General features: G+C 67.2%; 31 protein-coding genes. 13 read left to right on the top strand and 18 right to left on the bottom strand.

Features of this window, described 5'->3' with window-relative positions:
- The first annotated feature begins 3 nt into the window (after positions 1 to 3).
- Positions 4 to 1,047: a WD40 repeat domain-containing protein gene (locus AC1RP5_RS03920; RefSeq protein WP_493109270.1), complete on the top strand. Its 1,044-nt coding sequence runs from the start codon at positions 4 to 6 to the stop codon at positions 1,045 to 1,047.
- Position 1,048: 1 nt separating this feature from the next.
- On the opposite strand, the gene AC1RP5_RS03915 is transcribed toward AC1RP5_RS03920, so the two are convergent.
- Positions 1,049 to 2,281: a Bcr/CflA family multidrug efflux MFS transporter gene (locus AC1RP5_RS03915; RefSeq protein ID WP_493109269.1), complete on the bottom strand. Its 1,233-nt coding sequence runs from the start codon at positions 2,279 to 2,281 to the stop codon at positions 1,049 to 1,051.
- A gap of 31 nt (positions 2,282 to 2,312) precedes the next feature.
- Here AC1RP5_RS03915 and AC1RP5_RS03910 point away from each other — a divergent pair, with 31 nt between their 5' ends.
- The 4 genes from AC1RP5_RS03910 to AC1RP5_RS03895 are packed head-to-tail and all read left to right on the top strand — an operon-like array spanning position 2,313 to position 5,869.
- The gene (locus AC1RP5_RS03910) at positions 2,313 to 3,101 is read left to right on the top strand and encodes a HesA/MoeB/ThiF family protein (RefSeq protein ID WP_493109268.1); all 789 of its coding nucleotides are present in this window, start codon (positions 2,313 to 2,315) and stop codon (positions 3,099 to 3,101) included.
- Positions 3,098 to 3,487: a DsrE family protein gene (locus AC1RP5_RS03905; RefSeq protein ID WP_493109267.1), complete on the top strand. Its 390-nt coding sequence runs from the start codon at positions 3,098 to 3,100 to the stop codon at positions 3,485 to 3,487. The genes AC1RP5_RS03910 and AC1RP5_RS03905 overlap by 4 nt, the downstream gene beginning before the upstream one ends.
- A 16-nt stretch (positions 3,488 to 3,503) precedes the next feature.
- A complete protein-coding gene (locus AC1RP5_RS03900; RefSeq protein WP_493109266.1) occupies positions 3,504 to 4,481 on the top strand; it encodes an adenosine kinase in 978 nt (325 codons plus the stop codon).
- Positions 4,478 to 5,869 carry an AmpG family muropeptide MFS transporter gene (locus AC1RP5_RS03895; RefSeq protein ID WP_493109265.1) on the top strand — a complete coding sequence of 464 codons (1,392 nt, stop codon included), beginning with the start codon at positions 4,478 to 4,480 and terminating at the stop codon, positions 5,867 to 5,869. Before AC1RP5_RS03900 ends, AC1RP5_RS03895 begins: the two co-directional genes overlap by 4 nt.
- 192 nt (positions 5,870 to 6,061) lie before the next feature.
- On the opposite strand, the gene phoB is transcribed toward AC1RP5_RS03895, so the two are convergent.
- From phoB to pstS, 6 genes are read right to left on the bottom strand one after another with little or no spacing between them, the layout of a single operon-like run.
- Positions 6,062 to 6,754, bottom strand: a complete 693-nt coding sequence (gene phoB / locus AC1RP5_RS03890) for a phosphate regulon transcriptional regulator PhoB (protein WP_493113291.1) — start codon at positions 6,752 to 6,754, stop codon at positions 6,062 to 6,064.
- 47 nt (positions 6,755 to 6,801) lie between these two features.
- The gene (gene phoU, locus AC1RP5_RS03885) at positions 6,802 to 7,527 is read right to left on the bottom strand and encodes a phosphate signaling complex protein PhoU (RefSeq protein WP_493109264.1); all 726 of its coding nucleotides are present in this window, start codon (positions 7,525 to 7,527) and stop codon (positions 6,802 to 6,804) included.
- A 32-nt stretch (positions 7,528 to 7,559) separates the two neighbouring features.
- On the bottom strand, positions 7,560 to 8,390 hold the full coding sequence (gene pstB, locus AC1RP5_RS03880; protein ID WP_493109263.1) for a phosphate ABC transporter ATP-binding protein PstB: 831 nt from the start codon (positions 8,388 to 8,390) through the stop codon (positions 7,560 to 7,562).
- The gene (gene pstA, locus AC1RP5_RS03875) at positions 8,390 to 9,274 is read right to left on the bottom strand and encodes a phosphate ABC transporter permease PstA (protein ID WP_493109262.1); all 885 of its coding nucleotides are present in this window, start codon (positions 9,272 to 9,274) and stop codon (positions 8,390 to 8,392) included. Before pstA ends, pstB begins: the two co-directional genes overlap by 1 nt.
- A gap of 4 nt (positions 9,275 to 9,278) precedes the next feature.
- Positions 9,279 to 10,292: a phosphate ABC transporter permease subunit PstC gene (gene pstC, locus AC1RP5_RS03870; protein ID WP_493109261.1), complete on the bottom strand. Its 1,014-nt coding sequence runs from the start codon at positions 10,290 to 10,292 to the stop codon at positions 9,279 to 9,281.
- Positions 10,293 to 10,342: 50 nt separating this feature from the next.
- On the bottom strand, positions 10,343 to 11,386 hold the full coding sequence (pstS, locus tag AC1RP5_RS03865; RefSeq protein ID WP_493109260.1) for a phosphate ABC transporter substrate-binding protein PstS: 1,044 nt from the start codon (positions 11,384 to 11,386) through the stop codon (positions 10,343 to 10,345).
- 257 nt (positions 11,387 to 11,643) lie between these two features.
- On the opposite strand from pstS, the gene phnG reads away from it, so the two are divergent.
- From phnG to phnN, 8 genes are read left to right on the top strand one after another with little or no spacing between them, the layout of a single operon-like run.
- Positions 11,644 to 12,102, top strand: coding sequence for a phosphonate C-P lyase system protein PhnG (gene phnG / locus AC1RP5_RS03860; RefSeq protein WP_493109259.1), 459 nt, complete (start codon positions 11,644 to 11,646; stop codon positions 12,100 to 12,102).
- Positions 12,099 to 12,710 carry a phosphonate C-P lyase system protein PhnH gene (gene phnH / locus AC1RP5_RS03855; RefSeq protein WP_493109258.1) on the top strand — a complete coding sequence of 204 codons (612 nt, stop codon included), beginning with the start codon at positions 12,099 to 12,101 and terminating at the stop codon, positions 12,708 to 12,710. The genes phnG and phnH overlap by 4 nt, the downstream gene beginning before the upstream one ends.
- 2 nt (positions 12,711 to 12,712) lie before the next feature.
- Positions 12,713 to 13,816, top strand: a complete 1,104-nt coding sequence (locus tag AC1RP5_RS03850; RefSeq protein ID WP_493109257.1) for a carbon-phosphorus lyase complex subunit — start codon at positions 12,713 to 12,715, stop codon at positions 13,814 to 13,816.
- Positions 13,817 to 13,819: 3 nt separating this feature from the next.
- Complete coding sequence (locus AC1RP5_RS03845; RefSeq protein ID WP_493109256.1) at positions 13,820 to 14,662, top strand: alpha-D-ribose 1-methylphosphonate 5-phosphate C-P-lyase PhnJ; 843 nt, start codon at positions 13,820 to 13,822, stop codon at positions 14,660 to 14,662.
- Positions 14,659 to 15,432, top strand: coding sequence for a phosphonate C-P lyase system protein PhnK (phnK, locus tag AC1RP5_RS03840; protein ID WP_493109255.1), 774 nt, complete (start codon positions 14,659 to 14,661; stop codon positions 15,430 to 15,432). Before AC1RP5_RS03845 ends, phnK begins: the two co-directional genes overlap by 4 nt.
- A gap of 4 nt (positions 15,433 to 15,436) precedes the next feature.
- Positions 15,437 to 16,156, top strand: coding sequence for a phosphonate C-P lyase system protein PhnL (gene phnL / locus AC1RP5_RS03835; protein WP_493109254.1), 720 nt, complete (start codon positions 15,437 to 15,439; stop codon positions 16,154 to 16,156).
- Positions 16,153 to 17,298 (top strand): alpha-D-ribose 1-methylphosphonate 5-triphosphate diphosphatase, encoded by a 1,146-nt coding sequence (locus tag AC1RP5_RS03830; RefSeq protein WP_493109253.1) that lies wholly within the window; start codon positions 16,153 to 16,155, stop codon positions 17,296 to 17,298. The genes phnL and AC1RP5_RS03830 overlap by 4 nt, the downstream gene beginning before the upstream one ends.
- Before the next feature lie 14 nt (positions 17,299 to 17,312).
- Complete coding sequence (gene phnN, locus AC1RP5_RS03825) at positions 17,313 to 17,888, top strand: phosphonate metabolism protein/1,5-bisphosphokinase (PRPP-forming) PhnN (protein WP_493109252.1); 576 nt, start codon at positions 17,313 to 17,315, stop codon at positions 17,886 to 17,888.
- Here the strand turns inward: phnN and AC1RP5_RS03820 are convergent.
- The 11 genes from AC1RP5_RS03820 to AC1RP5_RS03770 all read right to left on the bottom strand — a co-directional run bounded on the left by AC1RP5_RS03820 (position 17,836) and on the right by AC1RP5_RS03770 (position 26,148).
- Positions 17,836 to 18,585 (bottom strand): DUF1045 domain-containing protein, encoded by a 750-nt coding sequence (locus AC1RP5_RS03820; RefSeq protein ID WP_493109251.1) that lies wholly within the window; start codon positions 18,583 to 18,585, stop codon positions 17,836 to 17,838. The two genes, phnN and AC1RP5_RS03820, sit on opposite strands and share 53 nt — an antisense overlap.
- Entirely contained in the window at positions 18,582 to 19,418 is an 837-nt protein-coding gene (phnE, locus tag AC1RP5_RS03815) for a phosphonate ABC transporter, permease protein PhnE (RefSeq protein ID WP_493109250.1), read from the bottom strand. Before phnE (AC1RP5_RS03815) ends, AC1RP5_RS03820 begins: the two co-directional genes overlap by 4 nt.
- Positions 19,418 to 20,302: a phosphonate ABC transporter, permease protein PhnE gene (gene phnE, locus AC1RP5_RS03810; protein WP_493109249.1), complete on the bottom strand. Its 885-nt coding sequence runs from the start codon at positions 20,300 to 20,302 to the stop codon at positions 19,418 to 19,420. Before phnE (AC1RP5_RS03810) ends, phnE (AC1RP5_RS03815) begins: the two co-directional genes overlap by 1 nt.
- 37 nt (positions 20,303 to 20,339) lie before the next feature.
- Entirely contained in the window at positions 20,340 to 21,254 is a 915-nt protein-coding gene (gene phnD, locus AC1RP5_RS03805) for a phosphonate ABC transporter substrate-binding protein (RefSeq protein WP_493109248.1), read from the bottom strand.
- Positions 21,255 to 21,291: 37 nt separating this feature from the next.
- Positions 21,292 to 22,110: a phosphonate ABC transporter ATP-binding protein gene (phnC, locus tag AC1RP5_RS03800; RefSeq protein WP_493109247.1), complete on the bottom strand. Its 819-nt coding sequence runs from the start codon at positions 22,108 to 22,110 to the stop codon at positions 21,292 to 21,294.
- Between the two features lie 113 nt (positions 22,111 to 22,223).
- A complete protein-coding gene (locus AC1RP5_RS03795; RefSeq protein WP_493109246.1) occupies positions 22,224 to 22,550 on the bottom strand; it encodes a hypothetical protein in 327 nt (108 codons plus the stop codon).
- Positions 22,551 to 22,631: 81 nt separating this feature from the next.
- Entirely contained in the window at positions 22,632 to 23,354 is a 723-nt protein-coding gene (locus AC1RP5_RS03790) for a response regulator (RefSeq protein WP_493109245.1), read from the bottom strand.
- Between the two features lie 26 nt (positions 23,355 to 23,380).
- The gene (locus tag AC1RP5_RS03785) at positions 23,381 to 23,653 is read right to left on the bottom strand and encodes a hypothetical protein (RefSeq protein ID WP_493109244.1); all 273 of its coding nucleotides are present in this window, start codon (positions 23,651 to 23,653) and stop codon (positions 23,381 to 23,383) included.
- Between the two features lie 92 nt (positions 23,654 to 23,745).
- Positions 23,746 to 23,964, bottom strand: coding sequence for a hypothetical protein (locus AC1RP5_RS03780; protein WP_493109243.1), 219 nt, complete (start codon positions 23,962 to 23,964; stop codon positions 23,746 to 23,748).
- Positions 23,965 to 24,073: 109 nt separating this feature from the next.
- Positions 24,074 to 25,468: an ATP-binding protein gene (locus AC1RP5_RS03775; RefSeq protein WP_493109242.1), complete on the bottom strand. Its 1,395-nt coding sequence runs from the start codon at positions 25,466 to 25,468 to the stop codon at positions 24,074 to 24,076.
- Between the two features lie 17 nt (positions 25,469 to 25,485).
- Entirely contained in the window at positions 25,486 to 26,148 is a 663-nt protein-coding gene (locus tag AC1RP5_RS03770; protein ID WP_493109241.1) for a rhomboid family intramembrane serine protease, read from the bottom strand.
- Positions 26,149 to 26,166 lie beyond the last annotated feature (18 nt).

Here is a 26,166-nt window from a genome sequence, read left to right as displayed (position 1 = left end):
CCCGTGAAGATCGATCTCGCCAATCCGGCCTGGCAGCAGACGCTGCCCCCGGCCCGCTCCCTCGCGACCGACGCTCCCGCCGCGGCCTGTGCCTTCAACCGCGACGGCACGCTCGTGGCTTTCGCCCTGGGCGATGGCTGCGTGCGGATCCTGCCCGCCGACATCAAGGCCCCGGTGCCCGACGCGGCAACGCCGCTGCACGCTGGGGTCGTGCTGTCGCTCGCCGGCGACCCAACGGGCGACGGCTTCGTGAGCGGCGGCGACGACGGTCGCGTGCTGCGCGTCGCAGCCGACGGCACGGCGACGGAACTGCTGGCGCAGAAGGGCAAGTGGATCGAGCATCTCGTCGCCCACAAGACGGGTGCGGTCGCCGCCTCGGCTGGCAGGAGCATGTTCCTGATCCGCGATGGCGAGGTCCGCGAGTTCGGTCCGCATCCCAGCACGGTGGCGGGCCTCGACTTCAGCAAGGACGGCAGCCGGGTCGCCTGCGCGCATTACGGCGGCATCACCGTATGGAGTCTCAGCAAGGAAGTCGTTCTGCCGCCGCGCCGCTTCGCCTGGCAGGGCAGCCACGTCGCGTTGCGCTGGAGCACCGACGGCAAGTTCATCGCCACCGGCACGCAGGAAAACGACATCCATGTCTGGCGCGTGGCGCAGGCCACCGACATGCGCATGCAGGGCTATCCCGCCAAGGTGAAGTCGCTGTCTTGGACCGCCGACGCGCGCTTCCTCTACACCTCCTCGCAGCCGGTCTTCACCGCCTGGCCCTTCGCGGGCAAGGGTCCCGAAGGCAAGCCACCGCTGCAGTTCGGCGACGAGGGCGCGGGCCTGATGACCGTTGTCGCGGCCCATCCCGCCGCCGAGTTCGTGGCGGGCGGCTACGACTCCGGCGAGCTGCAGCTCGGCGACATCAAGACCAAGCGCTCGGTCGTCCTGAAGATGGCCGACGGCTCGGCCATCACCTGCCTCGCCTGGTCATCCGACGGCTTCAGGCTGGCGGTCGGCAACGACCGCGGCGATCTGCTGACGATCGACCTGCGCCGCTGACCTAGTAGCCGCGCCGCACCAGCGCGCGGTGCGAGATCAGGCAGAGGGCGCCCGCGATGCCCATCGCGGTCGTCATGGGCGCGATGGTGCCGTCGAAGGTCTGGCCGACGACGGCGCCGAACACCGCGCCCAGGCCGAACTGCATGACGCCCATCAACGACGATGCCGTACCCGCCATGTGCGGATAGCGCTGCAAGGCCATCGCCATCGAGTTGGGGCCAATCAGGCTGATGGTCGCGATCTGCGGCCCGAAGCACAGGAAGAACGGCCACATGCCGATCGTGCCGTAGCGCGCCTCGATCCAGCCAAGCACCAGCGCGATCGGGCCGGTGACGCCCGGCACGATGACGGCGTAGCGCAGGATTTTGTCCGCTCCGAAAACCGGCGCGAATTTGGCGTTCAGCAGGCTGCCGACCGTCATGAAGATGATCATGCTGCCGAAGATCAGCCCGTAGCTGCGCGGCGCCACGCCGTAGCGTTCGATGAACACGAATGGCGAGCCCGAGATGAACGAGAGCAGTGCCGAGAACATGAACGAGCTGGTGAAGGCGTAACCCATGAACGCGCGATGCCGGATCAGCTCACCGAAGCGCTTGATGATCGCCGACAGCACCAGCGGCTGGCGATACTCCGGCCGCAAGGTCTCGGGCAGGCGGATATAGGCCAGGGTCAGTGCGATGAAGCCGATGCAGGCCAGCACCCAGAAGATCGCCCTCCAGCCCAGGAACCACAGGATCTGCCCGCCGATCAGCGGCGCCAGCATCGGCGCGATCGAGGTGCAGGCCATCATCAGCGACATCGCGCGCGCGGCCTGGTCCTTCTCGGCGAGGTCGCGCACCATCGTGCGCGCCAGCACCACGCCGCCGCACGCCGCCAGCCCCTGCAGGAAGCGCAGGCCCACGAGATGGCCCGCTTCCATGGCGAAGGCGCAGCCGACGCTGGTCACGACATAGATGGCGAGACCGCCCAGGATGACCGGCCTGCGGCCAAAGCGGTCGCCCGCCGGCCCGTAGAAGATCTGGCCGACACCGAAGGCGATCATGAACGACGACAGCGTGAGCTGGATGTCGCCGGCGCTGCCGTGCAGGTCGACGGCGATCACCGGCAGCGCCGGCAGGTACATGTCGATCGACAGCGGCGTGAAGGCCGAAAGCAGGGCGAGCAGGAAGAGAAGCGCTGGCGTGAGGGACGGACGTGTTGAGGTCGAGGTCATCGGGCTCGCTGATACAGCCATTGGATGACGGGTCCCATGCTATAAGCGGACCATGACGTCGCTACCTGCCCTGTCGGAAACGCAGATCCGCCGCTACGCGCGACATATTGTGCTGGCGGAGATCGGCGGCATCGGCCAGTCGAAGCTGATTGCGACCAAAGTCCTGGTCGTCGGCGCCGGCGGGCTCGGCGCACCCCTCCTGCAGTATCTCGCCGCGGCCGGCATCGGCACGCTCGGCGTGATCGACCATGACACGGTCGACCTCTCGAACCTGCAGCGGCAGGTGATTCACCGTACGTCGGACGTGGGTGTCTCCAAGGTCGAAAGCGCACGCCGCGCGCTGGAAGAGATCAATCCTGAAGTGCGCGTGCAGGCGCATGACGAGCGCCTCACCGAGGACAATGCCGAGCGCATCGTCGCCGGCTACGACATCGTGGCGGACGGCAGCGACAACTTCGCCACGCGCTATCTGCTGAACGACGTCTGCTACAGGCTGCGCAAGACGCTGGTCTCGGCGGCGATCCTGCGCTTCGACGGCCAGATCTCGACCTACAAGGCCTGGCAGGGCGCGGGGCATCCCTGCCTGCGATGCCTCTTCCCCGCGGCGCCTTCGGAGGATGCCGTGCCGAGCTGCGCGCAGGCCGGCGTGCTGGGCGCGCTGGCCGGCACCCTGGGAACGCTGCAGGCCACCGAGGTTGTGAAGGAGATCCTGGGCGTCGGGCGCTCGCTCTCCGGCTCGCTGCTGATGTACGACGCGCTCAACGCCTCCTTCGAGACGCTGGCGGTCACCAAGCGGCCGGATTGCCCGACCTGCGGCAGTCCTGCGGGAGCGACGTCATGAGTGAAGGCGGTCTCTCGGTCATCCTGCGCTCCGACGATTACGAGAGCGTCCACTACGGGCTTGCGCTCGCCGCGGCGGCGCTGGCCGTGAACAAGCCGGCCGTGCTGTTCTTTACCATGGGCGGCATCCGCGCCCTGCAGGGCTCGCCCCCGGCGCTGCGCGACTGGGAAAGCGACGCCCGCAATCGCGCCCGCGGCGTCGGCGACTTCGAGACGCTGCTGCAGGCTTGCATCGAACTTGGCGGACGCCTGATCGTATGCGAAATGGGCCTGCGGTCCCTCGACATCGATCGCGCGAGCCTGCGGGCCGACGTACCCTTCTCGGTCGCCGGCATCGTGACCTTGCTGGAAGAGACCAAGCCGGGCATGCACCTGGTATCACTGTGACGCTGTGGGAGACCTCATGACATCCGCTACCTTCGACGTGCTGGGAATCGGCAACGCCATCGTCGACGTCATCTCGCGTTCCGATGAAGCCTTCCTCGGCAAGCACGGCCTGGTGAAGGGCAGCATGATGCTGATCGACGAGGCCCGCGCCGAGCAGCTCTACGACGGCATGGGTCCCGGTGTCGAAGTGTCCGGCGGGTCGTGCGGCAACACCATGGCCGGCATCGCCTCGTTCGGCGGCAAGGGCGCCTATATCGGCAAGGTGCGCAACGACCAGCTCGGCAAGGTGTTCGGCCACGACCTCAAGGCGACCGGCGTGTCCTTCGAGACACCGGCCGCGACCGAGGGTCCGGCGACGGCGCGCTGCCTGATCCTGGTGACGCCCGACGCGCAGCGGACCATGAACACCTATCTCGGCGCCTGCACCGGCCTCGGACCGGCCGACATCGACGCCAAGCGCGTTGCCTCGGCCCAGGTCACCTATGTCGAGGGCTATCTGTGGGATGCGCCGGCCGCCAAGCAGGCCGTGCTCAAGGCCTTCGACGCCGCGCGCGCCGCCGGCCGCAAGGTCTCGATCACCCTGTCGGATTCCTTCTGCGTCCATCGCTATCGCGAGGAGTTCCGCAACCTGATCCGCGACAAGGTCGACATCCTGTTCGGCAACGAGGACGAGATCAAAGCGCTCTACGAGGTCGAGACCTTCGAGCAGGCCCTCGAGGCCGCCCGCAAGGAGGCCAAGATCGCCGCCCTCACGCGCAGCTCGAAGGGCTCGGTCGTGATCAAGGGCAGCGAGACCTATGAGGTCCCGGCGGCCCCCGTCGCCAAGGTCGTCGACACGACCGGCGCCGGCGATCTCTATGCCGCGGGCTTCCTGTTCGGCTTCACCCACGGCAAGCCGCTGGCCGAATGCGCGCGGCTGGGCGGCATCGCCGCGGCCGAAGTGATCTCCCATGTCGGCGCGCGGCCCGAGCAGCCGCTCAAGGGCCTGATTTGAGCGCTGACGCACAGGCGCGGGGCTGGCGGGAGTCGCTTGCGACTTACCGCCACCCGCGCGTCGTCCAGTTCCTGTTCCTCGGCTTCTCGGCCGGGCTGCCGTTCCTGCTGGTCTTCTCGACCCTCTCGGCCTGGCTGCGCGAATACGGCATCAGCCGTACCGCGATCGGCTTCATCAGCTGGATCGGCATCACCTACTCCTTCAAGTTCGTGTGGTCGCCGGTCGTCGACCGAGTGCGGCTTCCCCTGCTGACGCGCTGGCTGGGACGTCGCCGCTCCTGGATGCTACTGGCGCAGAGCGGCATCGCCGGTGGCCTGCTCGCGATGGCGTTCTGCGATCCGCGCACCGACCTCTGGTGGATGGTCGTGTTCGCGCTGGTCGTCGCCTTCTCGTCGGCCACGCAGGACATCGCCCTCGACGCCCTGCGCATCGAGGCGACGGATGCGAGCCTGCAGGGCGCGACGGCCGCGACTTACCAGCTCGGCTATCGCATCGCCGTCCTCGCGGCCGGCGCGGGCGCGCTCTACGTGGCGCAGTTCGTCTCCTGGACGGCGGCCTATCAGACGATGGCGGCGCTGGGCCTCGTGGGCATCGCCACGACGCTCCTGATCTCGGAACCTGAACGGCGCGCGTCGACCGGCACGACCGAACTCGAAGGCAAGGTCGCCACTTTCGCCGCGAGTCTCGGATCGATGCCGGACTGGGCACGCAAGGCGTTGATCTTCGTCTATGGCGCCATCGTCTGCCCGTTCGTCGACTTCTTCGCGCGCTACGGCTGGATGGCCGTCCTGCTGCTGCTGTTCATCGGCCTGTTCAGGCTGTCGGACATTGCCATGGGCGTGATGGCAAACCCGTTCTACATCGACATGGGTTTCAGCAAGGACCAGATCGCCGACGTCTCCAAGATCTTCGGCTTCGTCATGACGATCCTGGGCGCGCTGCTGGGCGGTGCGATGGTGTTCCGCATGGGCGCGGCGCGCCTCCTGGCGCCGGCGGTGTTCCTGATCGCGGCGAGCAATCTCACCTTCTCGTGGCTCGCCTGGGTCGGCCAGCCCGACCTGATGATCCTCACCATCGCCATCAGCGTCGACAATCTGGTCGGCGGCATGTCGGGCTCGATCTTCATCGCCTTCCTGTCGGGCCTCACCAACACGGCCTACACGGCGACGCAGTACGCGCTGTTCACCTCGATCATGACCCTGCCCGGCAAGCTGCTCGGCGGCTCCTCGGGATGGGTCGTCGACAGGCTGCAGGAAGAGTTCTCCGCCACCCACAAGTTCGGCGGCTACGCGATATTCTTCGTCTACACAGCCCTGCTCGGCCTGCCGGCACTGGTGCTGGCGGTGATCGTCCGGCGTCATTTCGAAAAAGAAACCCCTCCTTCCTGAGGGAAGGAGGGGTCAGTAATTCGGCTGCGGTGTCGTGTCCGAGCCGGGGGAACCGGCCCGTTCCGGGAGCGGGGCGTGGGATGCCTGCGAGGAACGGGCACGCCCTGTCTAGGCGGGGGACGCTACAAAACCGTTACTGACCGTGTGGAAAACCCTTTTCTGGACCGCGGGCCTCCGGGCCCGCGGTCCAAATCAGCCGGGCGTCGAGTCCAGGGCGTAGCCGGCGGCGCGGACGGTGCGGATCACGTCGACATGGCTCTCGCCGTTCAGCGCGATGCGCAGGCGGCGGATATGAACGTCGACGGTGCGAGCCTCGACGTAGACGTCCTTGCCCCACACCGAGTCGAGGAGCTGCTCGCGCGAGAAGACGCGACCGGGATGCTCCATGAAATGGCGCAGCAGACGGAATTCGGTGGGACCGAGATGCAGCGGCTTGCCGCCGCGGGTCACGCGATGCGCCACCAGGTCCATCACGATGTCGGCGTAGGACAGCGCCTCGTCGGCCAATGCCGGACGGATGCGCCGCAGCACGGCGCGGATACGCGCCACCAGCTCGGTCGGCGAGAAAGGCTTGGGGACGTAGTCGTCGGCGCCGGCGTCGAGGCCGCGCACGCGATCGCCCTCCTCGCCGCGCGCCGTCAGCATGATGATCGGCACGTTGGCGGTCGACGTCTGCCGGCGAAGCTGGCGGCAGACCTCGATGCCCGACATCAGCGGCAGCATCCAGTCGAGCAGGATGAGGTCGGGCACGTCTTCCTGGACGGAGCGCAGAGCCTCCTCGCCGTCATAGGCGACGGCGACCTTGAAGCCCGACTGTTCGAGATTGTAGCGCAGCAGCTCGACCAACGCCGTCTCGTCCTCGACGATGAGCACGTGCGGCTTCATCGACGAGGTTTGCGCGTCGCGACGCGTGGGGCTGGTGGCTGCCATGCTCACGGCGTGGCGCCCGTGTTGCTGTTGGTCGGCGCGTAGATCGCCGCGCTGCCCTTGCGCCGGGCCTCGTCGAAGCCATGGCCGGTCGAGCGGAAGCTCACCAGTTCGGCGATGTTGGTGACGTGATCGCCGGCGCGCTCGATGTTCTTGGCCATGAACATGAGGTGCGTGCACGCGGTGATCGTGCGCGGATCCTCCATCATGTAGGTCAGCAGCTCGCGGAACAGGGCGGTGTAGACCTGGTCGATCTCCTCGTCGCGCTCCCACACATCGTGGGCCTTGACCACGTCGCCATGGGCGAAGGCGTCGAGCACGTCCTTGAGGGCGGTGCGCACCAGCCGGCCCAGCCGGTCGATGCCGTTGATCGCCGAGACCGGAGGCGTCGAATGGCTCAGCACGATGCTGCGCTTGGCGGTGTTCTTGGCGTAGTCGGCGATGCGCTCGAGCGCCGCGGCGATCTTGATCGACGACAGGATGACGCGCAGGTCAACCGCCATCGGTTGGCGGAGCGCCAGCAACCGCACGGTCTGTTCCTGCACCGCCTCGTCGAGCGCGTCGACGCGGGGATCCTCGGCGATCACCTTCTCGGCGACTTCCGTGTCGCGCTCGCGAAGCGCCACCAGTGACTGGGCGAGCTGGCTTTCGGCCAGGCCGCCCATCTCGCTGATCGTGGCGCTCAGCCGCTCCAGCTCTTCGTCGAACCGCTTCAATGTATGTTCGGGCATGGTCTGTCCCTTCTTCTCTTTGTCGTGCCGGATCAGCCGAAGCGGCCGGTGATGTAGGCCTGCGTCCGCTTGTCGGTCGGGGTGGTGAACAGCGTGGCCGTCGGGCCGAACTCGACCAGCTCGCCCAGGTACATGAAGGCGGTGAAGTCGGAGACGCGGGCGGCCTGCTGCATGTTGTGGGTCACGATGACGATCGTGTAGTCCTGCTTCAGCTCGTCGATCAGTTCCTCGATCTTGGCCGTCGAGATCGGATCGAGCGCCGAGCACGGCTCGTCGAACAGGATGACTTCCGGCTTCACCGCCACAGTGCGCGCGATGCAGAGGCGCTGCTGCTGGCCGCCCGACAGGCTGAGGCCGCTGGCGTTGAGCTTGTCCTTGACCTCGTCCCACAGGGCGCCGCGACGCAGCGCGTGCTCGACCCGGCCGTCGATTTCCGACTTCGGGAGGTTTTCGTAGAGACGAATGCCGAAGGCGATGTTCTCGTAGATCGACATCGGAAACGGCGTCGGCTTCTGGAACACCATGCCGATGCGCGCGCGCAGCAGGTTGATGTCCTGGCCGTCGCGCAAGAGGTTGTCGCCATCGAACATAACCTCGCCCGTGGCCTTCTGGCCCGGATAGAGGTCGTACATCCGGTTCAGGATGCGCAGCAGGGTCGACTTGCCACAGCCCGACGGTCCGATGAAGGCCGTCGCCTTGTTGGCGTAGAGCGACATGTTGATGCCCTTGAGCGCCCGGCTGTCGCCATAGAAGAACTCGAGGTTCTTCAGCGAGATCTTGGCGGTGAGCTTCGAGACGTCGAGCTTGGCGTGGCTGGCGACAGGAACGGCGACGTTGGGCCCGTCCGTGGATTGCATAGACATTAGGACTTCCTCGCGGAGGTGAGCGAACGGGCCAGGATGCTGAGTCCCAGCACAGTGACGGTGATCAGGAGCGCGCCGGTCCAGGCGAGCTTCTGCCATTCGGCATAGGGTGAAAGGGCGAACTGGAAGATGACCACCGGCAGGCTGGGCATCGGCGCGCCCATGTTCATGCTGAAGAACTGGTTGTTCAGCGCGGTGAACAGAAGCGGCGCGGTCTCGCCGCTGATGCGGGCGATGGCCAGCAGGATACCGGTGACGATGCCCGCCTGCGCCGCGCGATAGGCGATGCGGACGATCATGTGGGCGCGCGGCAATCCGATCGAGGCGGCCGCCTCGCGCAGCGTGTCCGGCACCAGGGTCAACATGTCCTCGGTCGTACGCACGACGACGGGGATCACGATGACGGCCAGGGCGACAGCGCCGGCCCATCCCGAGAAGTGGCCCATCGGCGCCACCAGGATCTCGTAGACGAACAGGCCGATCACGATCGACGGGGCGCTGAGCAGGATGTCGTTGATGAAGCGCACGACGCTCGAGAGCTTGTCGTGACGGCCGTACTCGGCGAGGTAGGTGCCGGCCAGGATGCCGATCGGCGTGCCGATGATCACCGCCAGCACCGTCATCACGATGCTGCCGACGATCGCGTTGAGCAGGCCGCCCGCGGCGCCCGGCGGCGGCGTATTCTCGGTGAACACGGCCAGCGAAAGCCCGCCGATGCCCTGGTAGAGCAGCACGCCGAGAATGAGGACCAGCCAGCCCAGGCCGAAGGCCGTGGCGGCCCACGCCAGACCCTTGGCGATCGCATTGCGGCGACGGCGGCCGGCATAGAGCGGGCTGTTCATCGCGGCCGATTTGCCGGCGGTCGGATTTGCAGTGGTGGCCATGACGTTACTTCCCCTGCTGCTGCAGGCGCAGCAGCATGTAGCGGGCAATGGCCAGCACGATGAAGGTGATGAAGAAGAGGATGAGGCCGAGCGCGATCAGCGACGAGGTGTAGAGATCGCCGACCGCCTCGGTGAATTCGTTGGCGATCGAGGCCGAGATCGTGGTGCCCGGTGCGAACAGCGAGGCCGACACGTGATGGGCGTTACCGATCACGAAGGTGACGGCCATCGTCTCGCCGAGCGCGCGGCCGAGGCCCAGCATGAAGCCGCCGATGACGCCCACGCGCGTGAACGGCAGGACGACGTTGCGGAACACTTCCCAGGTAGTGCAGCCGACGCCGTAGGCGGCTTCCTTGAGGACCGGCGGCACCGCGTCGAACACGTCGCGCGAGATCGAGGTCACGAAGGGCAGCACCATGATCGCCAGGATGAGACCGGCGGTGAACATGCCGATGCCGTACGGCGGGCCCGCGAACAGCGTGGAGAGCACCGGCACGTTCTGGAACGTGTCGATGAACAGCGGCTGCACGTACTGCTGCAGGAAGGGCGCGAACACGAACAGGCCCCAGATGCCGTAGATGATGCTTGGAATGCCGGCCAGCAGCTCGATGGCGATACCGATCGGGCGGCGCAGCATCTTCGGGCAGAGTTCGGTCAGGAAGAACGCCACCATCAGGCCGACCGGCACCGCGATCAGCATGGCGATGAACGAGGTGACCAGCGTGCCGAAGATCGGCGCCAGCGCACCGAACCGCTCGGTGACCGGGTTCCAAGATTCGTCGAACAGGAAGCCGAAGCCGAAGGTGCCGAGCGCCGGCGCGGCGCCGACGATGAGGGCGATGATGACGCCGCTCAGCAGGGCGAGCACGGCCAGCGATGCGCCGCGCGTCAGCCCATGGAAGATCGAATCGGTCAGCCTCAGTTTTCTCAATACGGCGGCCCGTGAGGCCGACACCGCCGCCGGCGCGCTTGCGCCCTTCAATGCAACTTCACTCACGTCCCGTTCCCCCGAAGCCATTGGCCTCCCCAAGAATGAAGGGCGGGTGTCGCCACCCGCCCTGTCGTCATTTAGTTGGTCGGCGAGTAGAGCGGCTTGCCGTCGGCGCTCTTGATCTCGGCCTGCCACATCTTCTGGATGTCGCCGATCACGTTGGCCGGCATCGGCACGTAGTCGAGCTCTTCAGCAGCCTTGCCACCCTTGGCGTAGGACCAGGCGAAGAACTTCAGCGCTTCGGCGGTCTCGGCGGGCTTCTCCGGCTTCTTGTAGAGCAGGATCCAGGTCGCGGCCGTCATCGGCCAGGACTGGTCGCCGGGCTGGTTGGCGAGGATCACGCCGTAGCCGGGCTGGGACTTCCAGTCGGCGTTTGCGGCGGCAGCCTGGAAGGTGGCCGAGGTCGGCTCGACCGTCTTGCCGGCCTTGTTCACCATCTTGGTGTGGATCAGCTTGTTCTGCTTGGCGTAGGCGTACTCGACGTAACCGATCGAGCCCTTGGTCTGTGCGACGTTGCCGGCAACGCCTTCGTTACCCTTGGCGCCGATGCCCACCGGCCACTGCAGAGCAGTGCTCACGCCGACCTTCGACTTCCAGTCCGGGCTCACGTCGGCCAGGTAGTAGGCGAAGTTGTAGGTCGTGCCCGAACCGTCCGAACGACGGACCGGCACGATCGCCTGCTTCGGCAGCTTGGCGTTGGGGTTCAGCTTGGCGATCGCGGCATCATCCCAGCTCTTGATCTCGCCGAGGTAGATCTTGGCGACGGTCGGGCCGTCGAGGGTCAGCTCGCCCGGCTTGATGCCGTCGAGGTTCACGACGGGGACGATCGCGCCCATCACCATCGGGAACTGCGCGAGGCCCGACTCGTCGAGCTCCTTGCCGGTCAGCGGCGCGTCGGTGGCGCCGAAGGTCACGGTCTTGGCCTTGATCTGCTTGATGCCGCCGCCCGAGCCGATCGACTGGTAGTTGAGACCGTTGCCGGTCTCCTTCTTGTAGCTGTCGGCCCACTTGGCATAGATCGGATACGGGAAGGTCGCGCCGGCGCCGGAAATGTCGATGGCGTAGGCCGCAGCCGGCGACATCGCCAGGGCTGCCGCGAGGACGATCTTGGTAAGGTTCACGGGGTTCTCCTTCGTTGAATTTCGAAGCGCCCGTCATCTAGGAGCCGTACGTCTCTCTCCTATGACGAATATGTGACAATCCGGTTACAAAGACGACCTGTCGCAGTGAATGTCACTCCGTATGTAAAAAATTATCTTTTCTGATCAATGGGTTAGATATCCGAGGATAAGACTACCCACTGTCACACGAACTTAACGCCGCGCCCTTCGAACGGTAACGCAGCGAATAGATGGTGCGCCTCTTTCAAGAGCGCCCCATGTCTCCGAACCCGTCGATCGAGCGCCGTCGCCGGTGGCTTTCCGTCCTCGCGAAAGCGCCCAGCGCGCGCCTGCAGGCGCTTTGGCAGGCCCTCGGCCCCACTCCCACCTACATCGTCCTGCGCCGGCCCGAGATCGGGCTGGTCATGGTGCAGGGCCGCATCTCGGGTACCGGCGCACCTTTCTGTGCCGGCGAGATGACGGTCACGCGCGCCGCGGTCCGCCTCGACAGCGGCGAGATGGGCTTCGGCTATGTCGGCGGCCGTGACGCCCGCCATGCCGAGACCGCCGCCGCGATCGATGCGCTGGGCCAGCGCGCCGAGTGGGTCGAGAGGCTCGACACTGAAATCGTGACGCCGCTCGCCGACGAAGCCGAGGCGCGTCATCGCCTGATCGCCGCACGCGCCGCCGCCACCAAGGTCGATTTCTTCACCGTGGCCCGCGAGGCCGGATCATGAGCATCACCTCCGACATCAACACGCCCATCCTGCTTGCCCCGGGTCTCGCCGATCCTTCGCATGACGCGCAGCGCCTGTTCCGCGATGTGCTCGACGCCTTCTCCCATCCCGGCCGCATCGTCGAATTGCGCGATGCCCCCGAGGGACCTGGCACGCTGAGCCAGGCGGCCACCGCCTTCCTGCTGACCCTGGCCGATCGCGAGACGCCGCTCTGGCTCGACGCCGAGTTCGACACCCAGGCCGTGCGCGATTTCCTGCGCTTCCACGCCGGCGTGCCGATCGTCGACGAGCGCGAAGCCGCCGCCTTTGCCGTCATCGCGACCAGCGACGCCGATCCTTTCGCGGGCTTCCCGATCGGCACCGATACCTATCCCGATCGCGCCGCGACGCTGATCGTCGAAGTGCCGTCGCTCGACGCGGGCCCCACCCATCTGTGCCGTGGCCCCGGCATCGACGGCGAGGCGCGCCTCTCGATCGCAGGACTCGGCGCCGACTTCTGGTCGGCCTGGGCCGCCAACCACGCGCTGTTCCCCTGCGGCGTCGACCTCGTCTTCACCGCGGGCACCCGACTTCTCGCGCTGCCGCGCAGCATCGCCGTGGAGGCCTGACCATGTATGTAGCGGTCAAGGGTGGCGAGACCGCCATCGCCCATTCGCTGGACCTCGTTGCCGACAAGCGCCGCGGCGATCGCGACATCACCGAACTTTCGCTGACACAGATCGACCAGCAGCTCGGCCTCGCCGTCGATCGCGTGATGACCGAGGGCTCATGCTACGACCGCGGCCTCGCGGCGCTCGCCATCAAGCAGGCGCGCGGCGATCTGATCGAAGCGATCTTCCTGCTGCGCGCCTATCGCACGACCCTGCCGCGCTTCGGTGCGTCGGAGCCGCTCGACACCAGCCGCATGGTGGCGGAGCGCCGCATCTCCTCGACCTTCAAGGACGTGCCGGGCGGCCAGGTGCTGGGTCCGACCTACGACTATACGCACCGCCTGCTCGACTTCTCGCTGGCCGCCTCGGGCAAGCGCCCGGACGCCGCCACGGCGCCAGCGGACACGACCAACGACCTGCCGAGGGTCGGCGACATCCTGCAGCGCGACGGCCTGCTCGAGCCGCCGCCGGCACAGAAGGAAGCTGAAGCCGACGACCTGACGCGCCAGCCGCTGGTGCTGCCGGCCAATCGTCCGCTGCGTCTGCAGAACCTGGCGCGCGGCGACGAGGGCTTCCTGCTGGCACTCGGCTATTCGACGCAGCGCGGCTACGGCAACAACCATCCCTTCGTCGGCGAGATCCGCTACGGCCACGTGCCGGTCTCGTTCGTGCCGGAGGAGCTCGGCTTCGCCATAGAGATCGGCGAGATCGAAGTGACCGAGTGCGACATGGTCAACCAGTTCGCCGGCTCGCACGACGTGCCGCCGCAGTTCACGCGCGGCTACGGTCTCACGTTCGGCCACGCCGAGCGCAAGGCGATGGCCATGGCCCTGGTTGACCGCGCCCTGCGCGCCGATGAGTTGGGCGAGGCCGCGACGTCGCCGGCGCAGGACGAGGAATTCGTGCTGGCGCACAGCGACAATGTCGAGGGCTCGGGCTTCGTGCAGCACCTCAAGCTGCCGCACTACGTCGATTTCCAGTCCGAACTGGTGGTGGTGCGCACGCTGCGCGCCGAGGTCGAGAAGCGCCGCGAGCAGTCCGTCCTTAGCCAGGCGGCGGAGTGAGCCATGCCCGACACGACGATCCACGACGGCTCTTACAACTACGCCTACCTCGACGAACAGACGAAGCGGATGATCCGCCGCGCCATTCTGAAGGCGGTGGCGGTACCCGGCTATCAGGTGCCGTTCGGCGGCCGCGAGATGCCGTTGCCTTATGGCTGGGGTACCGGCGGCATCCAGGTGACGGCCGCCATCATCGGCCGAGACGACACGCTGAAGGTGATCGACCAGGGCGCCGACGACACGACCAACGCCGTCTCGATCCGCCGCTTCTTCGCCAAGGTGGCCGACGTCGCCACGACGACGCACACCGAGGAAGCCACCATCATCCAGACTCGGCATCGCGTGCCGGAGACGCCGCTCGAGGACGGCCAGATCCTGGTCTTCCAGGTGCCGATTCCCGAGCCGCTGCGCATGCTCGAACCGCGCGAGACCGAGACAAGGACGCTGCATGCGCTGTCGGAATACGGCGTGATGCAGGTGAGCCTGTACGAAAGCATCGCCCGCCATGGCCGCATCGCCAAGACCTACAACTATCCGGTGATGGTGAACGGGCGCTACATCATGAGCCCCTCGCCGATCCCGAAGTTCGACAATCCCAAGCTCGACCGCAGCCCCGCGCTGCAGCTCTATGGCGCCGGCCGCGAGAAGCGCATCTATGCCGTGCCGCCGCACACACCGGTGAAGAGCCTCGACTTCGACGACCATCCATTCGAGATCGAGACCTGGAGCGAGTGCTGCGCACTGTGCGGCTCGAAGGAAAGCTTCCTCGACGAGATGATCGTCGACGATGCGGGCAAGCGCCTGTTCGTCTGCTCCGACACCGACTATTGCGAGAGCCGGCGATGAGCGGACCGCTCCTCTCCGCCAGCGGCGTCACCAAGCACTTCGGCGGCCGCATCGCCTGTCGCGACGTGAGCTTCGATCTGTGGCCCGGCGAGGTGCTGGGCATCGTGGGCGAATCGGGCTCGGGCAAGACGACCCTGCTCAATTGCCTGGCCGGCCGCCTCGTGCCCGACGGCGGCGCCGTCACCTACGAAGCGCAGTCCGCCGGCAGCGTCGACGTGCATCGCCTCTCGGAGGCGCGACGCCGTCTGTTGGCGCGCACCGAATGGGGCTTCGTGAACCAGGACGCGCGCGAGGGCCTGCGCATGGGCGTCAGCGCCGGCGCCAACATCGGCGAGCGGCTGATGGCCGTGGGCGCCCGCCACTATGGCGAGATCCGTCGCGAGGCCACCGAGTGGATGGCACGGGTCGAGATCGATGCCGCGCGGCTCGACGACCGGCCGGGCACCTATTCCGGCGGCATGCGCCAGCGCCTGCAGATTGCGCGCAATCTCGTGAGCAAGCCTCGGCTGGTCTTCATGGACGAGCCGACCGGCGGCCTCGACGTCTCGGTGCAGGCGCGCATCCTCGACCTGCTGCGCGGCCTCGTCGAAGGGCTGCATCTGTCGGCGGTGCTGGTGACCCACGATCTCGGCGTCGCGCGTCTGCTGACGCACCGGCTGATGGTCATGCAGGGCGGCACGGTCGTGGAACACGGTCTCACCGACCAGGTGCTCGACGATCCGCAGCACGCCTACACGCAAATGCTCGTCGCCTCGATCCTGCCGGTGTGAGCGCATGACCTCCTCCCAGCCCGCCCTTCGCGTCTCCGGCCTCACCAAGTCCTTCGTCGTCCATGCCCAGGGCGACCTGGCGCTGCCCGTGCTGCGCGACGTAGCGCTTTGCGTGTCGCCCGGCGAATGCCTGGCGCTGGTCGGCCCCTCGGGCGCCGGCAAGAGCACCTTGCTGCGCTCGCTCTACGGCAACTACCGCGCCGACAGCGGCTCGATCCGGGTGCGCCAGGACGAGACCTGGACCGAGTTGGTCGGCGCCGAGCCGCGCACCGTGCTCGACGTGCGTCACCGCACCATGGGCTTCGTCAGCCAGTTCCTGCGCGTCATCCCCCGCGTCTCCGCCGTCGATGTCGTGGCCGAGCCCTTGAGAAAGCGTGGCATCGATCCGGCCGAGGCACGGCAGCGCGCCGAGTTCCTGCTGGGCATGCTGGGCATTCCCGCCCGCCTGTGGACGCTACCGCCCGCGACCTTCTCCGGCGGCGAGCAGCAGCGGGTCAACATCGCCCGATCGCTGATCGTCGACTATCCGATCCTCCTTCTCGACGAGCCGACGGCCTCGCTCGACATCGCCAATCGCGACGGCGTGGTCGAGCTCATCAGCCAGCGCCGCGACGCCGGCGCCGCCATCGTCGGCATCTTCCACGACACCGACGTGCGCGACGCCGTGGCGACCCGCGTCCATGAGGTCCTTCCCCCTGCCCAGCCGGCCGGAGTTTCGTCATGAGCCTCGAGATCGTCCTCACCAACACCCGCGTCGTCACCGCCGATGCCGAGTTCGACGGGACCGTCGTGGTCCGGAATGGCCGCATCGCCGAGATCGCATCGGAGCGGTCCTGCACCCCGGGTGCCATCGACCTCGAGGGCGACTATCTCGTGCCCGGCCTGGTCGAGTTGCATACCGACAACATGGAAAAGCACTTCGCGCCGCGTCCCGGCGTGAAATGGCCCAGCGTGTCGGCCGTCATGGCGCACGACACGCAGATCAGCGCCGCCGGCATCACCACGGTGTTCGACTCGCTGGCGCTGGGCGACGTCCACGGCAAGTCGGACCGCGTGCAGAACCGCGAGCGCATGATCGAGGCGGTATGCGCCGCCACCGACCGGCGCATGACGCGCGCCGAGCATCGCATCCACCTGCGTTGCGAGATCACGGCCGACGACGCGGTCGAGGCGGTCGACAAGTGGATCGACCTGCCGCTGGTCGGCCTGGTGTCGATCAACGACCACACGCCCGGCCAGCGCCAGTTCCTCGACCCTGAGAAGCTGAAGCAGTATTACAAGGGCAAGTACGCGATGACCGATGCGCAGTTCGAGGAATTCTCGATCCGCGTCACCGAGCTCCATCATCGCAACGCCAACAAGCATCGCAGCGAGATCGTCGGCCGCGCCCAGGCCCGCGCCCTGCCGATCGCCAGCCACGACGACGCAACGCACGACCACGTCCAGGAAGCCGTCGCGAACGGCATGACCATCGCCGAGTTTCCGACCACGCACGAAGCGGCCAAGGCTTCGCGCGACGCCGGCCTCGCCATCCTGATGGGCGCGCCCAATCTCGTGCTGGGCGGCTCGCACTCCGGCAACATCGCCGCCATCGACCTGCTGCGCGCCGGCCATGTCGACATCCTGTCGTCGGACTATGTGCCGGCCAGCCTGATGGAGAGCGTGTTCAAGCTGCCCTCGTCCGGCATCGGCGTCTCCCTGCCGCAGGCGGTCAGGCTTGCCTCGCTCAATCCGGCGCGCGCCGTCGGCATGGACGATCGCGGCGAGATCGCGCCCGAGCGCCGTGCCGACCTGGTGAGAGTACGCACCGTCGATGGCGCCGCCATCGTCCGCGCCGTGTGGCGCGAAGGCGAACGCGTCGTCTGAGGCGGGCGGCGACGATGGAGGGTGCACTGATCTACGTCATGGGCCCCTCGGGCGCCGGCAAGGATTCCGTCCTCGGCCGCGCGCGCGCGCTGCTCGCGCCCGACGCGCCCGTCGTGTTCGCGCATCGCTACATCACCCGGCCGGCCGACAGCGGTGGCGAGAACCATGTGGCGGTGACGCGCGCGGAGTTCGCCATGCGCCGCGCCCACGGGCTGTTCGCCTATCACTGGGGCGCCCACGGCAACGACTATGGCGTCGGCCGCGAGATCCACGACTGGCGGGCCGCCGGCCTGACCGTGGTGGTGAGCGGCTCGCGCGATCATTTCCTGCGGACCGGCGGCCTCGATTCACAGGCTCGGCCCGTGCTGATCACCGCGCCGGCCGATCGCCTTCAACAGCGTCTCGCCAGGCGCGGCCGCGAGAATTCCACCGAAGCGGCCAAGCGCCTGCAACGGGCCGAAGCCTACGAGATCGACGATCCGCGCCTGGTGACGATCGTCAACGATGGCGCCCTCGACGAGGCCGCCGGTGCCTTCGTCAGGCTGCTCTCCAGACTTGAGTGGACAGACGCCGCCCTCCGCCGAGCCTGAACCGCGCCAGGACCGTGAAGGGCCGGCCCGGGGCCGGCTGACGGAAGACGCAAAGGTCACGGACCGCCAGCGGCTGCTCGATGAACCGCGAGAATCGACGCCGCAGCTCTTGCAGGATGACGTCGCGTTCCGCCTGGCTCTTCACGCGCCCGGTCAGGGTCAGGTGGAAGCGCCCATGCTCCAGCACATAGGGATAGCCCCAGCGCACCAGCAGGTCGTCCTGCCGCTGCGTCAGGCCCGGCGCACGGCGGCGCGCCAGCTCCATCTCATCGGCCGGCCGGCGAAACTCGTCAAATTCGACGACGCAGCGATCGGACAGATCCTGAAGCGCCGTGCAGCGGTCCGACGGCACGAGAGCCAGGAAATCCTGCAGCTCCGTCAGCAGGAGCGACGGGACGTCGATCTGGCGTTCCGCCGCGGCGAGCGTGCCGACCGCCGCCAGGAAATCGCGTTCGGTGGCGCCGTCGATCAGGACGATCGGCGGCTTCAGCGTGCCGTGAAAGCCATAGAGCCGCGGATCGGCCACGATCTCGGACAGCCGCTCATAGGAAACACCGGCGACCGGGAGGATGTCGCGCGTTTCACCGGTATCGGCGTTGCGGCCAAGCCAGCGGCTGGCGGCCAGCGCCAGCGGCTCCTCGGCGCGAGGTGCGTAGTAAAGGGCGTAACGGGGTAGCTCCGGGGGCGAAACGCTCAAGCACTCACTCCTGCACGACGGCCGATCATGGCGAAGCGGAGCCGACTGGACACGAGGTCGATCGCCGCCACGGTGATCAGGATCATCAGGATGATGAACGAAGTCTGTTGCAGTTCGAGGGTGCGGATTGCTTCAGCGAGATGCAAGCCGATGCCGCCGGCACCGACGATGCCGATGATGGTGGCCGAGCGGGTGTTGGATTCGAAGTAGTAGAGGATCTGACTCACCAGCACCGGGAAGACCTCGGGCAGGATGCCGAAGCGAATGCCCATGAAGTGGCTGCCGCCGGTCGACGTGATGCCCTCGACCGGCTTGCGATCGGCCGCTTCGATCGCCTCGGAGAAGAGCTTGCCGAAGCTGCCGATGTCGGAGGTCATGATGGCGAGTGCGCCGGCGAAGGGCCCAAGCCCCACGACGTTGATCCAGATCAGCGCCCAGACGAGGATGTCGACGCTGCGGATCGTGTCGAGCGAGCGCCGCGCGAAGAAGCGCACGATGCGTTGCGCCGTGACGTTGCGTGCTGCCAGCAGGCCGACCGGCAACGCGAGGACCGCCGCTGCCATGGTCCCGAGCAATGCAATGGCCACCGTCTCGATCAGCGCCATGCCATAGGCCCGCGCATGCGCCCACGATCCAGGATCGGGCGGCAGCATCAGGCCGGCGATCTCGAACAGCCGGCCCATGCCCGACAGCAGGGTGCCGTCGAGGAAGCCCAGCTCGCCCATGCCGAACAGGAGCAGCGCGAACATCGTACATCCGACGCCGATCATCACGAACCGCTGTTGGCTCCAGCGCCGGAAATGCTCGGGATAGCGCTCGCGCACGGCGTCCATCAGTTCTTCCCTTCGGCGCCGATCAGCCGATGCCGCACCAACGAGGTCAGGCTGTCGATGATCGCCACGGTGAGCAGGATCAGCACCAGGATCGCCGAGACATCGGAGTAGTAGAACTTGCGGATCGCCTCGATCAGGTCCTGGCCAATGCCACCGGCGCCGACGAAGCCCATGACTGCCGCGCCACGAACATTGATCTCGAAGCGCAGCAGCGCGTAGCTCGTGAAGTTCGACAGGACCTGCGGCATCGCCCCGAAGCGCATCGCGACATGCCAGGGCGCACCGGTCGACGACACACCCTCGACCGGCTTCATGTCGATATTCTCGACGACCTCGGCGAACAGCTTGCCGAGCGCCCCCAGCGTATGGATGACCACTGCGAGAACGCCCGCCATGGGACCGAGCCCGAAGGCGATCACGAACAGCAGCGCGAAGACCAGCTCAGGCACGGTGCGGCAGAGTTCGCAGAAGCGGCGCACGACGATGCGCACCCAGCGTCCCGGCGCCACGTTGGCCGCCGCAAGGAAAGCGAGGCCGAAGGCCGCGGCGGCGCCCAGCACCGTGCCGACATAGGCCATCAGCAGGGTCTCGCCGAGCAGCCGCAGCCAGCGGCCGAGGCCCCAGAACCATTCGCCGAAATCGGTCCAGACAGGCTGGCCGTTCTCGAGATGGAACAGGCGGATGATGTAGCTCGGAAAACGATGGATGTTCTCGAGCAGCTTGACCGGCGACACCTCGGCCGAGATCGAAGCGAGAAGCATCGCCGCCGCGACACACGCTGCCATCAGCAGCGTGTTCCAGCGGCGCGACCGCACCGAGGCGTCGTAGGCCGCCATGAGCGGCCTCAACTGCGCCTCGGGCAGCCGGACGACGTGTGTACTCAAGACACGCGGACCTTTATAGGAGGCCCAGGGCGTCCGATCAGCTCTTCTGCTTGCGCAGCGCGTCGATGAACTTGATCAGTTCGACGACCGGCTCGTAGGCAGCGGCATCGACCTTGGTGAAGGAACGATCCTTGCCGTCGGAGAGCTTGTCGAACGCGACCTTGGCCTTGGTCGGGGCCTCGTCGAAGGCCTTCCAGATGGCGGCCTTGAGGTCGGGCGGCAGGCTGGCGAGATAGGCGAACGGCGAGTTCGGGATCAGGTCCGACTTATAGATGATGCGGAAGTCCTCGGTCTTGGCCAGGCCCTTCGAGGCCATGCGCGTCAGGTTCGAGTCGTTCTCGGCGTTCCACCAGTTGGCGGCGACGTCGACCGTCTTCTGCTGCAGCGCGATCACCGCGTTCTCATGGCTGCCGGTATAGGTCACGCGGGCGAAGAAAGTCTCGGGATTGAGCTTCAGCTTGTTCAGCGCGAAGCGCGGGACGTTGTTGCCCGAGGTCGAGTTCGGATCGACGAGGCCGAGGTTCTTGCCCTTGAGATCGTCGATCGTCTTGTAAGGGCTGTCGGCGCGCACGTAGAAGACCGAGTAGTAGCCGATCGTGCCGTCGTTGTTCACGGTGGTGGCGAACGGCTCGACCTTCACGCCGGTGACGACGGCGCGGGCGTAGGAAGCCGGGCCGTAGCCCGCGATGTGGATGCTGCCGTTGCGCTGGCCCTCGATAACCGCGGCATAGTCGTTGGCGACGCGCAGGGTCACCTTGGTGCCGAGCTGCTGGGAGAGATACTCCATGAACGGGCCGTAGCGCTCGGTGACGCCGGACGCATTCTCGGCCGGGATGACGGCGAAGACGAGTTCCGGATAGGCGCTCTTCCACGACTGGGCATGGGCGGCGCCGGCAAGAGCGACGGACGAGGCAGCGAGGGCGGCGCCCAGCGCGAGACGACGGGTGAGCATGGTTGTTCTCCTTGGATGAGGGTCGATTATCGGAAAATCAGGAGCCGGCAGCGGCGAAGCCCGGCTGCAGGCCAACCGGCAGGGTCGCGGGCGACGGGGCGCCGTGGCCCATGACGTCGCCGGCTTCGAGTCCGTAGAGTTCGCGCGCCGTCGCCTCGGTGAGAGCGGCCGGCACGTCGTCGAACACGACGCGACCGCCGGCCATGCCGACCAGCCGGTCGCAATAGGTGCGTGCGAGATCGAGACTGTGGAGATTGCACATCACGGTGATGCCGAGATGGCGATTGATGTGCTGCAGCGCGTCCATCACCACCTTGGTGTTGCGCGGATCGAGCGAGGCGATCGGTTCGTCGGCCAGCACGATGTCGGGTTCCTGGACAAGCGCGCGGGCGATGGCGACCCTCTGCTGCTGACCCCCGGACAGGGTCTCGGCGCGCTGGCCGGCCATGCGGGCCATGTCGAGGCTTTCGAGCGCGGACAAAGCCTGCGCCTTCTCGTCGTCGCTCCACATCTTCAGGAGCGCCCGCGTCGGCGGCGTGTGAAAGGCGCGGCCCATCATGACGTTGGTCAGCACGTCGAGGCGGCCGGCGAGGTTGAACTGCTGGAAGATCATGGCGCAGCGCGCGCGCCAGGCGCGCAGCGGACGGCCGCGCAGCGCCGTCACGTCGGTATCGCCGAACAGGATGCGGCCCGAGGTCGGGTCACCCAGGCGGTTGATCATGCGCAGAAGGGTCGATTTACCGGCGCCGGACCGGCCGATCACGCCGACGAGCTGGCCGGCGGGCACGACGAGCGAGACGCTGCTGACGGCATGCTTGCCGCCAAAGCTCTTGGTAACGCCTTCCAGTCGAAGCATCCGGCCTCCGGTTCCCACCGGAGGCTCGGTACCGGCCGTAGGCTTCGCCTACGCGACACTTGGGTTACAGACTAAAGACAGCGGTGGAGAAGCGCCCGGCGCGGCGGTCGGCGTCAGGCGAAGGTCGGGCGGTCAGCCAGCGCCCGGCTGGGTGCATGCATCGCCCATGTCACCGACATATAGAGGCCGACGGCGATGGCGAGCAGCAGGCCGCCCATCAGGACGAAGCCCCCGGCCTCGTCACCCCTGGGGTAGAAGCGCGCGGTGAACATGGCGGCCGCGATCACCGCGATCATGAAGCCGGCGACGTGCGCCAGGAACTTCCGGCCGAAAGCCCGTACGAAACCATCGCGTTCGGCCGCCGTCACGAGGATCGGGCGCCCCTTGCGGTCCTGTCGATAGAGATAACCCGGCCGGTGTGGCTGGAACTGGGTGGCCATCGCCCACCCCAAGGCATCGATAATGCTCATCACCTGTGAAACGCACAGGCTTTGCAGGTTGTTCCCCCGCGGCGCGCGGGATCACATCGCCGCGGCGGCCCTTGTAGCCATCGCCGCGGGCACACCTGCCGCTACCCTAGGCTTCATCAGGTAACCGACGCCGCGGATCGTGTGGATTTCGACGTCGGAACCGGCATCGACGAGCAGGCGTCGCAGGCGATGCACATAGACTTCGACGGCATTGGACGACTTGTCGTGCGCACCGCCGAACACCAGCGCATCGAGCACTTCATGAACGAGGACGCGCTCGCCGCGCTTCAGGAAGACCTCGAGCAGCTCGGCTTCGCGCGCCGGAACCGCCACCGTCTTGCCTTCGACGACAGCCCGGCGGCTGTCGGCATCGAGCGATACATTGCCCATCGTGAGGACGTGGGGCTGAAGCGGCGGCTGCCGCTGCATGAGCGTACGGAGGCGGGCCACGAGCTCGGCCATGGCGAAGGGCTTCACCATGTAATCGCTCGCGCCGCGGCCCAGGCCGGTCAGCCGGTCGTCGAGCGCACTGCGGGCCGACAGGATCAGGACCGGCGTCTGATCGTGCTTCTTTCGCAACTGATCGAGCACGGCCAGCCCGTCGTCATCGGGCAGGCCGAGATCGAGGATGATGGCGGAATACTGCACCGCCTGCAGGGCGAGTCTGGCGTCGTCCACCAGACCCACGATGTCCACATCCATGCCTGCGCGCTTGAGGGCGCCGCCGATCAGCCGCGCCAGCTCCGGACTGTCCTCGATGATGAGTACGCGCATGACAGGATCTCCCTTGGCCGAAAAGCCTATCCGTGGGGCGGCAGGTCGATCTTGGCGTTCCTGAGCGCCTTCTCGATCGTGGGAATGCCGCTTGCGTCGCCCGCCTTGCATTTCTCGACGGCGGCGCGGGTATCCAGATTCTGCGGCTGCTGGCCGCGCTTCGAACTCATGTCGAGATACCGCTCGTACTTCTCGACCAGCGGCCCGCAATAGCTCGCATCGGCCGACTGGGCCGAGGCGACGACCGGCAACAGCATGGCCGCCACGATCGCGGTAGAGAGCAACGTCATCTTCGTCATTTGATCCTCCAGAGCTCTCGAAGAGCGGCGCCAGTGGGCGCCCGGACGGAGGCTCGATTGCGGCGACCGGATTTCGCTGGCCTTACAGGCCGCTACTTGTGACCCAGCATTCGAAGCGCCTGCAGCATCGTCGGCGTCGGCGTACCGGTCGACAGGCTGTCGGGCGGCGCCGCCGCCGCCATGGCCCGATAGGCCGTCGCCAGCGCTTCGCCGTCGGCGAGCGAGGGCCATGATTTCACCACGTCGAGGCCGGCCCGGATCATTCGGGGCGTCACGACGATTTCGCTCGGTTCGCTAGCCTTAATTGTCATGCGGCACATACCCACGCGCTGTCTCCGCAGAATATGCCGTAACAAACTTACAACGCGCTTTCGGGGGACTAGGCCTGCCGGCTCGTATCGGCAGGGCGTGTGCGAGTTCTCAGGGCCCGGTGGAGGCCGGCAAGGTCACCGAGAAGGTCGAGCCCTTGCCCTGGGTGCTCTGAATGTCGAGCCGGCCACGATGGCGGTTGACCACATGCTTCACGATGGCGAGCCCGAGGCCGGTGCCGCCGAGCTGCCGCGAGCGCGCATTGTCGACCCGGTAGAAGCGCTCGGTGAGCCGTGGCAGGTGCGAGGCCGGGATGCCGTCGCCCTCGTCCCTGACCACGATCACGACGCGGTCCTTGCCCAGAGGCCGCGCCTCGACGCGCACGACGGTGGCCGGCCGCGCGTACTTCACCGCGTTGTCGATCAGGTTCTGGAACACGATGATCAGCTCGTCGTGATCTCCCACCGCGCGCGGCAGGTCCGGCGCAAGATCGATCTCGATTTTGACTTTGCGCGACGAGGCCTTGAGCTGCAGCAGGTCGAGCACCGAGCGCAGGACGCGTCCAAGATCGACCGCGGCGGCCGGCCGAGCATGCTCGTGCTGCTCGATGCGGGACAGCATCAGGAGATCGTCGACCAGGCGGCGCATGCGGTCGGCCTGCTCGGCCATGATGCCGAGGAAACGCTCGCGCGCGGCGGTGTCCTCGCGGGCCGGACCACGCAGGGTCTCGATGAAGCCCGCCAGCCCTGCGATGGGCGTCTTCAGTTCGTGACTGGCATTGGCCACGAAATCGGCCCGCATGCGCTCGGCGCGGCGCAACGCCGTGGTGTCGTGCAGGACGATCAGCGCCAGCGAGCCGTCGGCGGCCGCGCGCGGCAGGCGACGCAGATGCGCCACGACGTCGAGTTCCGGCGGTCCCGCCAGCACCAGCTCGACGACGCTCTGGTCGGGCCGCGCGAAATTCCCGTCCGGGCCGGTCTCGAGCAGCGCGTCGATGGCCGCCAGGAGCTGGGGTTGGCGCAGCACCGTCGAGATGTCGCGCTCGGTGCCGCCGGAACTGCCCAGCAGCAAAGCCGCGGCCAGGTTGGTACGCACGATTCGGCGCTGGCGATCGACCGCGAGCAGGGCATCGGGCAGGCCGTCGACGATGGCCTGCGCGGATGCCGCCAGATTGTCGATCGACGCGCGCTGGCGCCGCCAGCCCGTCGACAGCGTCGCCGCCGCCGTCGCCAGTTCCTCGGTGGCGGGCGCGAAGGAGAGGCGCGGCATCACCGGCTCGCGCTCGTCGGAAAGCTCGCCCACGAACCGGGCGAAGCTCGCCAGGGAGCTGAGATAGCGCTGGACCAGGAACACCGTGACCACCGCGATGCCGCCCATGGCGATCAGCGTGGTCCGGCCCGACAGTTCGTGCAGACCGTAGAGGATGGCCAGCGCGCCCCACGACGGCGCCAGCGCAACGGCGTTGGCGACGAGCGTGCGACGAAGCGGGATTCCGTTATCGGCCATCGGCCGACTATAGCGGCTTAACTTGGTCGCGGTGCGAAGAAGCGAATGGTGGCGAGGCCGAACAGGAAGCCCGCGATATGCGCCACCCACGCGACTGATTCGCCGCCCGCGCCCGGCATGCCGCCGAAGAGGCCGAAGAAGACATTGAGCGCGATCCAGATGCCGGCGACCGGCAGCAGCGAGTTCAGGCTGCCGACATAGCGCATCAGCATCAGCACCGCGCCGAAGATGCCGCTGATCGCGCCCGAGGCGCCGACCACCGGATCGATCGAATCGGGATAGACCAGAATATGGACGAGGCCCGCAACGACGCCACACAGCAGATAGAACAGCACGAACCGGCGCACGCCCAGCAGCCGTTCGACCGGTGCACCGAACGCCGCCAGGGTCAGCATGTTGACGCCGAGATGCATCCAGCCGCCATGAAGGAACTGATAGGTGACAGGCGCCACCAGCAGCGAAAAAAGATCGCGCCCGCTGTCGGTCGTGTAGGCGGCGGGCACCAGGCCGAACTGCAGGATGATGTCCTGGTCGGTCTGTTCGCCCAGAAGCTGGCGCAGGAGATGGACGGCGACGTTGATCCCGATCAGCCACAGCACGGCGGGCGGCAGGTTGATGGCCCGCTCGCCCGTTCCGCGCCCGCCGGGGAGGCGGCGCTGGTCGTCGTCGTCAAAAGGCATGCGCCTCTCCGGTCAGCT

Source organism: Reyranella sp. GW821-FHT12G01 (assembly GCF_058806575.1).
Note: the sequence above shows the minus strand (reverse complement) of the source record. Positions and strands in the feature narration are given on the sequence as shown.

Bases quoted from the DNA above. Each gene is read 5' to 3' on its own strand.
- AC1RP5_RS03915 (WP_493109269.1), bottom strand. From the start codon at position 2,281: ATGGCTGTATCAGCGAGCCCGATGACCTCGACCTCAACACGTCCGTCC.
- AC1RP5_RS03910 (WP_493109268.1), top strand. From the start codon at position 2,313: ATGACGTCGCTACCTGCCCTGTCGGAAACGCAGATCCGCCGCTACGCG.
- AC1RP5_RS03905 (WP_493109267.1), top strand. From the start codon at position 3,098: ATGAGTGAAGGCGGTCTCTCGGTCATCCTGCGCTCCGACGATTACGAG.
- AC1RP5_RS03900 (WP_493109266.1), top strand. From the start codon at position 3,504: ATGACATCCGCTACCTTCGACGTGCTGGGAATCGGCAACGCCATCGTC.
- phoB (WP_493113291.1), bottom strand. From the start codon at position 6,754: ATGAAGCCGCACGTGCTCATCGTCGAGGACGAGACGGCGTTGGTCGAG.
- phoU (WP_493109264.1), bottom strand. From the start codon at position 7,527: ATGCCCGAACATACATTGAAGCGGTTCGACGAAGAGCTGGAGCGGCTG.
- pstB (WP_493109263.1), bottom strand. From the start codon at position 8,390: ATGTCTATGCAATCCACGGACGGGCCCAACGTCGCCGTTCCTGTCGCC.
- pstA (WP_493109262.1), bottom strand. From the start codon at position 9,274: ATGGCCACCACTGCAAATCCGACCGCCGGCAAATCGGCCGCGATGAAC.
- pstC (WP_493109261.1), bottom strand. From the start codon at position 10,292: ATGGCTTCGGGGGAACGGGACGTGAGTGAAGTTGCATTGAAGGGCGCA.
- phnG (WP_493109259.1), top strand. From the start codon at position 11,644: ATGTCTCCGAACCCGTCGATCGAGCGCCGTCGCCGGTGGCTTTCCGTC.
- phnH (WP_493109258.1), top strand. From the start codon at position 12,099: ATGAGCATCACCTCCGACATCAACACGCCCATCCTGCTTGCCCCGGGT.
- AC1RP5_RS03850 (WP_493109257.1), top strand. From the start codon at position 12,713: ATGTATGTAGCGGTCAAGGGTGGCGAGACCGCCATCGCCCATTCGCTG.
- AC1RP5_RS03845 (WP_493109256.1), top strand. From the start codon at position 13,820: ATGCCCGACACGACGATCCACGACGGCTCTTACAACTACGCCTACCTC.
- phnK (WP_493109255.1), top strand. From the start codon at position 14,659: ATGAGCGGACCGCTCCTCTCCGCCAGCGGCGTCACCAAGCACTTCGGC.
- phnL (WP_493109254.1), top strand. From the start codon at position 15,437: ATGACCTCCTCCCAGCCCGCCCTTCGCGTCTCCGGCCTCACCAAGTCC.
- AC1RP5_RS03830 (WP_493109253.1), top strand. From the start codon at position 16,153: ATGAGCCTCGAGATCGTCCTCACCAACACCCGCGTCGTCACCGCCGAT.
- phnN (WP_493109252.1), top strand. From the start codon at position 17,313: ATGGAGGGTGCACTGATCTACGTCATGGGCCCCTCGGGCGCCGGCAAG.
- phnE (WP_493109250.1), bottom strand. From the start codon at position 19,418: ATGGACGCCGTGCGCGAGCGCTATCCCGAGCATTTCCGGCGCTGGAGC.
- phnD (WP_493109248.1), bottom strand. From the start codon at position 21,254: ATGCTCACCCGTCGTCTCGCGCTGGGCGCCGCCCTCGCTGCCTCGTCC.
- phnC (WP_493109247.1), bottom strand. From the start codon at position 22,110: ATGCTTCGACTGGAAGGCGTTACCAAGAGCTTTGGCGGCAAGCATGCC.
- AC1RP5_RS03795 (WP_493109246.1), bottom strand. From the start codon at position 22,550: ATGGCCACCCAGTTCCAGCCACACCGGCCGGGTTATCTCTATCGACAG.
- AC1RP5_RS03790 (WP_493109245.1), bottom strand. From the start codon at position 23,354: ATGCGCGTACTCATCATCGAGGACAGTCCGGAGCTGGCGCGGCTGATC.
- AC1RP5_RS03785 (WP_493109244.1), bottom strand. From the start codon at position 23,653: ATGACGAAGATGACGTTGCTCTCTACCGCGATCGTGGCGGCCATGCTG.
- AC1RP5_RS03780 (WP_493109243.1), bottom strand. From the start codon at position 23,964: ATGACAATTAAGGCTAGCGAACCGAGCGAAATCGTCGTGACGCCCCGA.
- AC1RP5_RS03775 (WP_493109242.1), bottom strand. From the start codon at position 25,468: ATGGCCGATAACGGAATCCCGCTTCGTCGCACGCTCGTCGCCAACGCC.
- AC1RP5_RS03770 (WP_493109241.1), bottom strand. From the start codon at position 26,148: ATGCCTTTTGACGACGACGACCAGCGCCGCCTCCCCGGCGGGCGCGGA.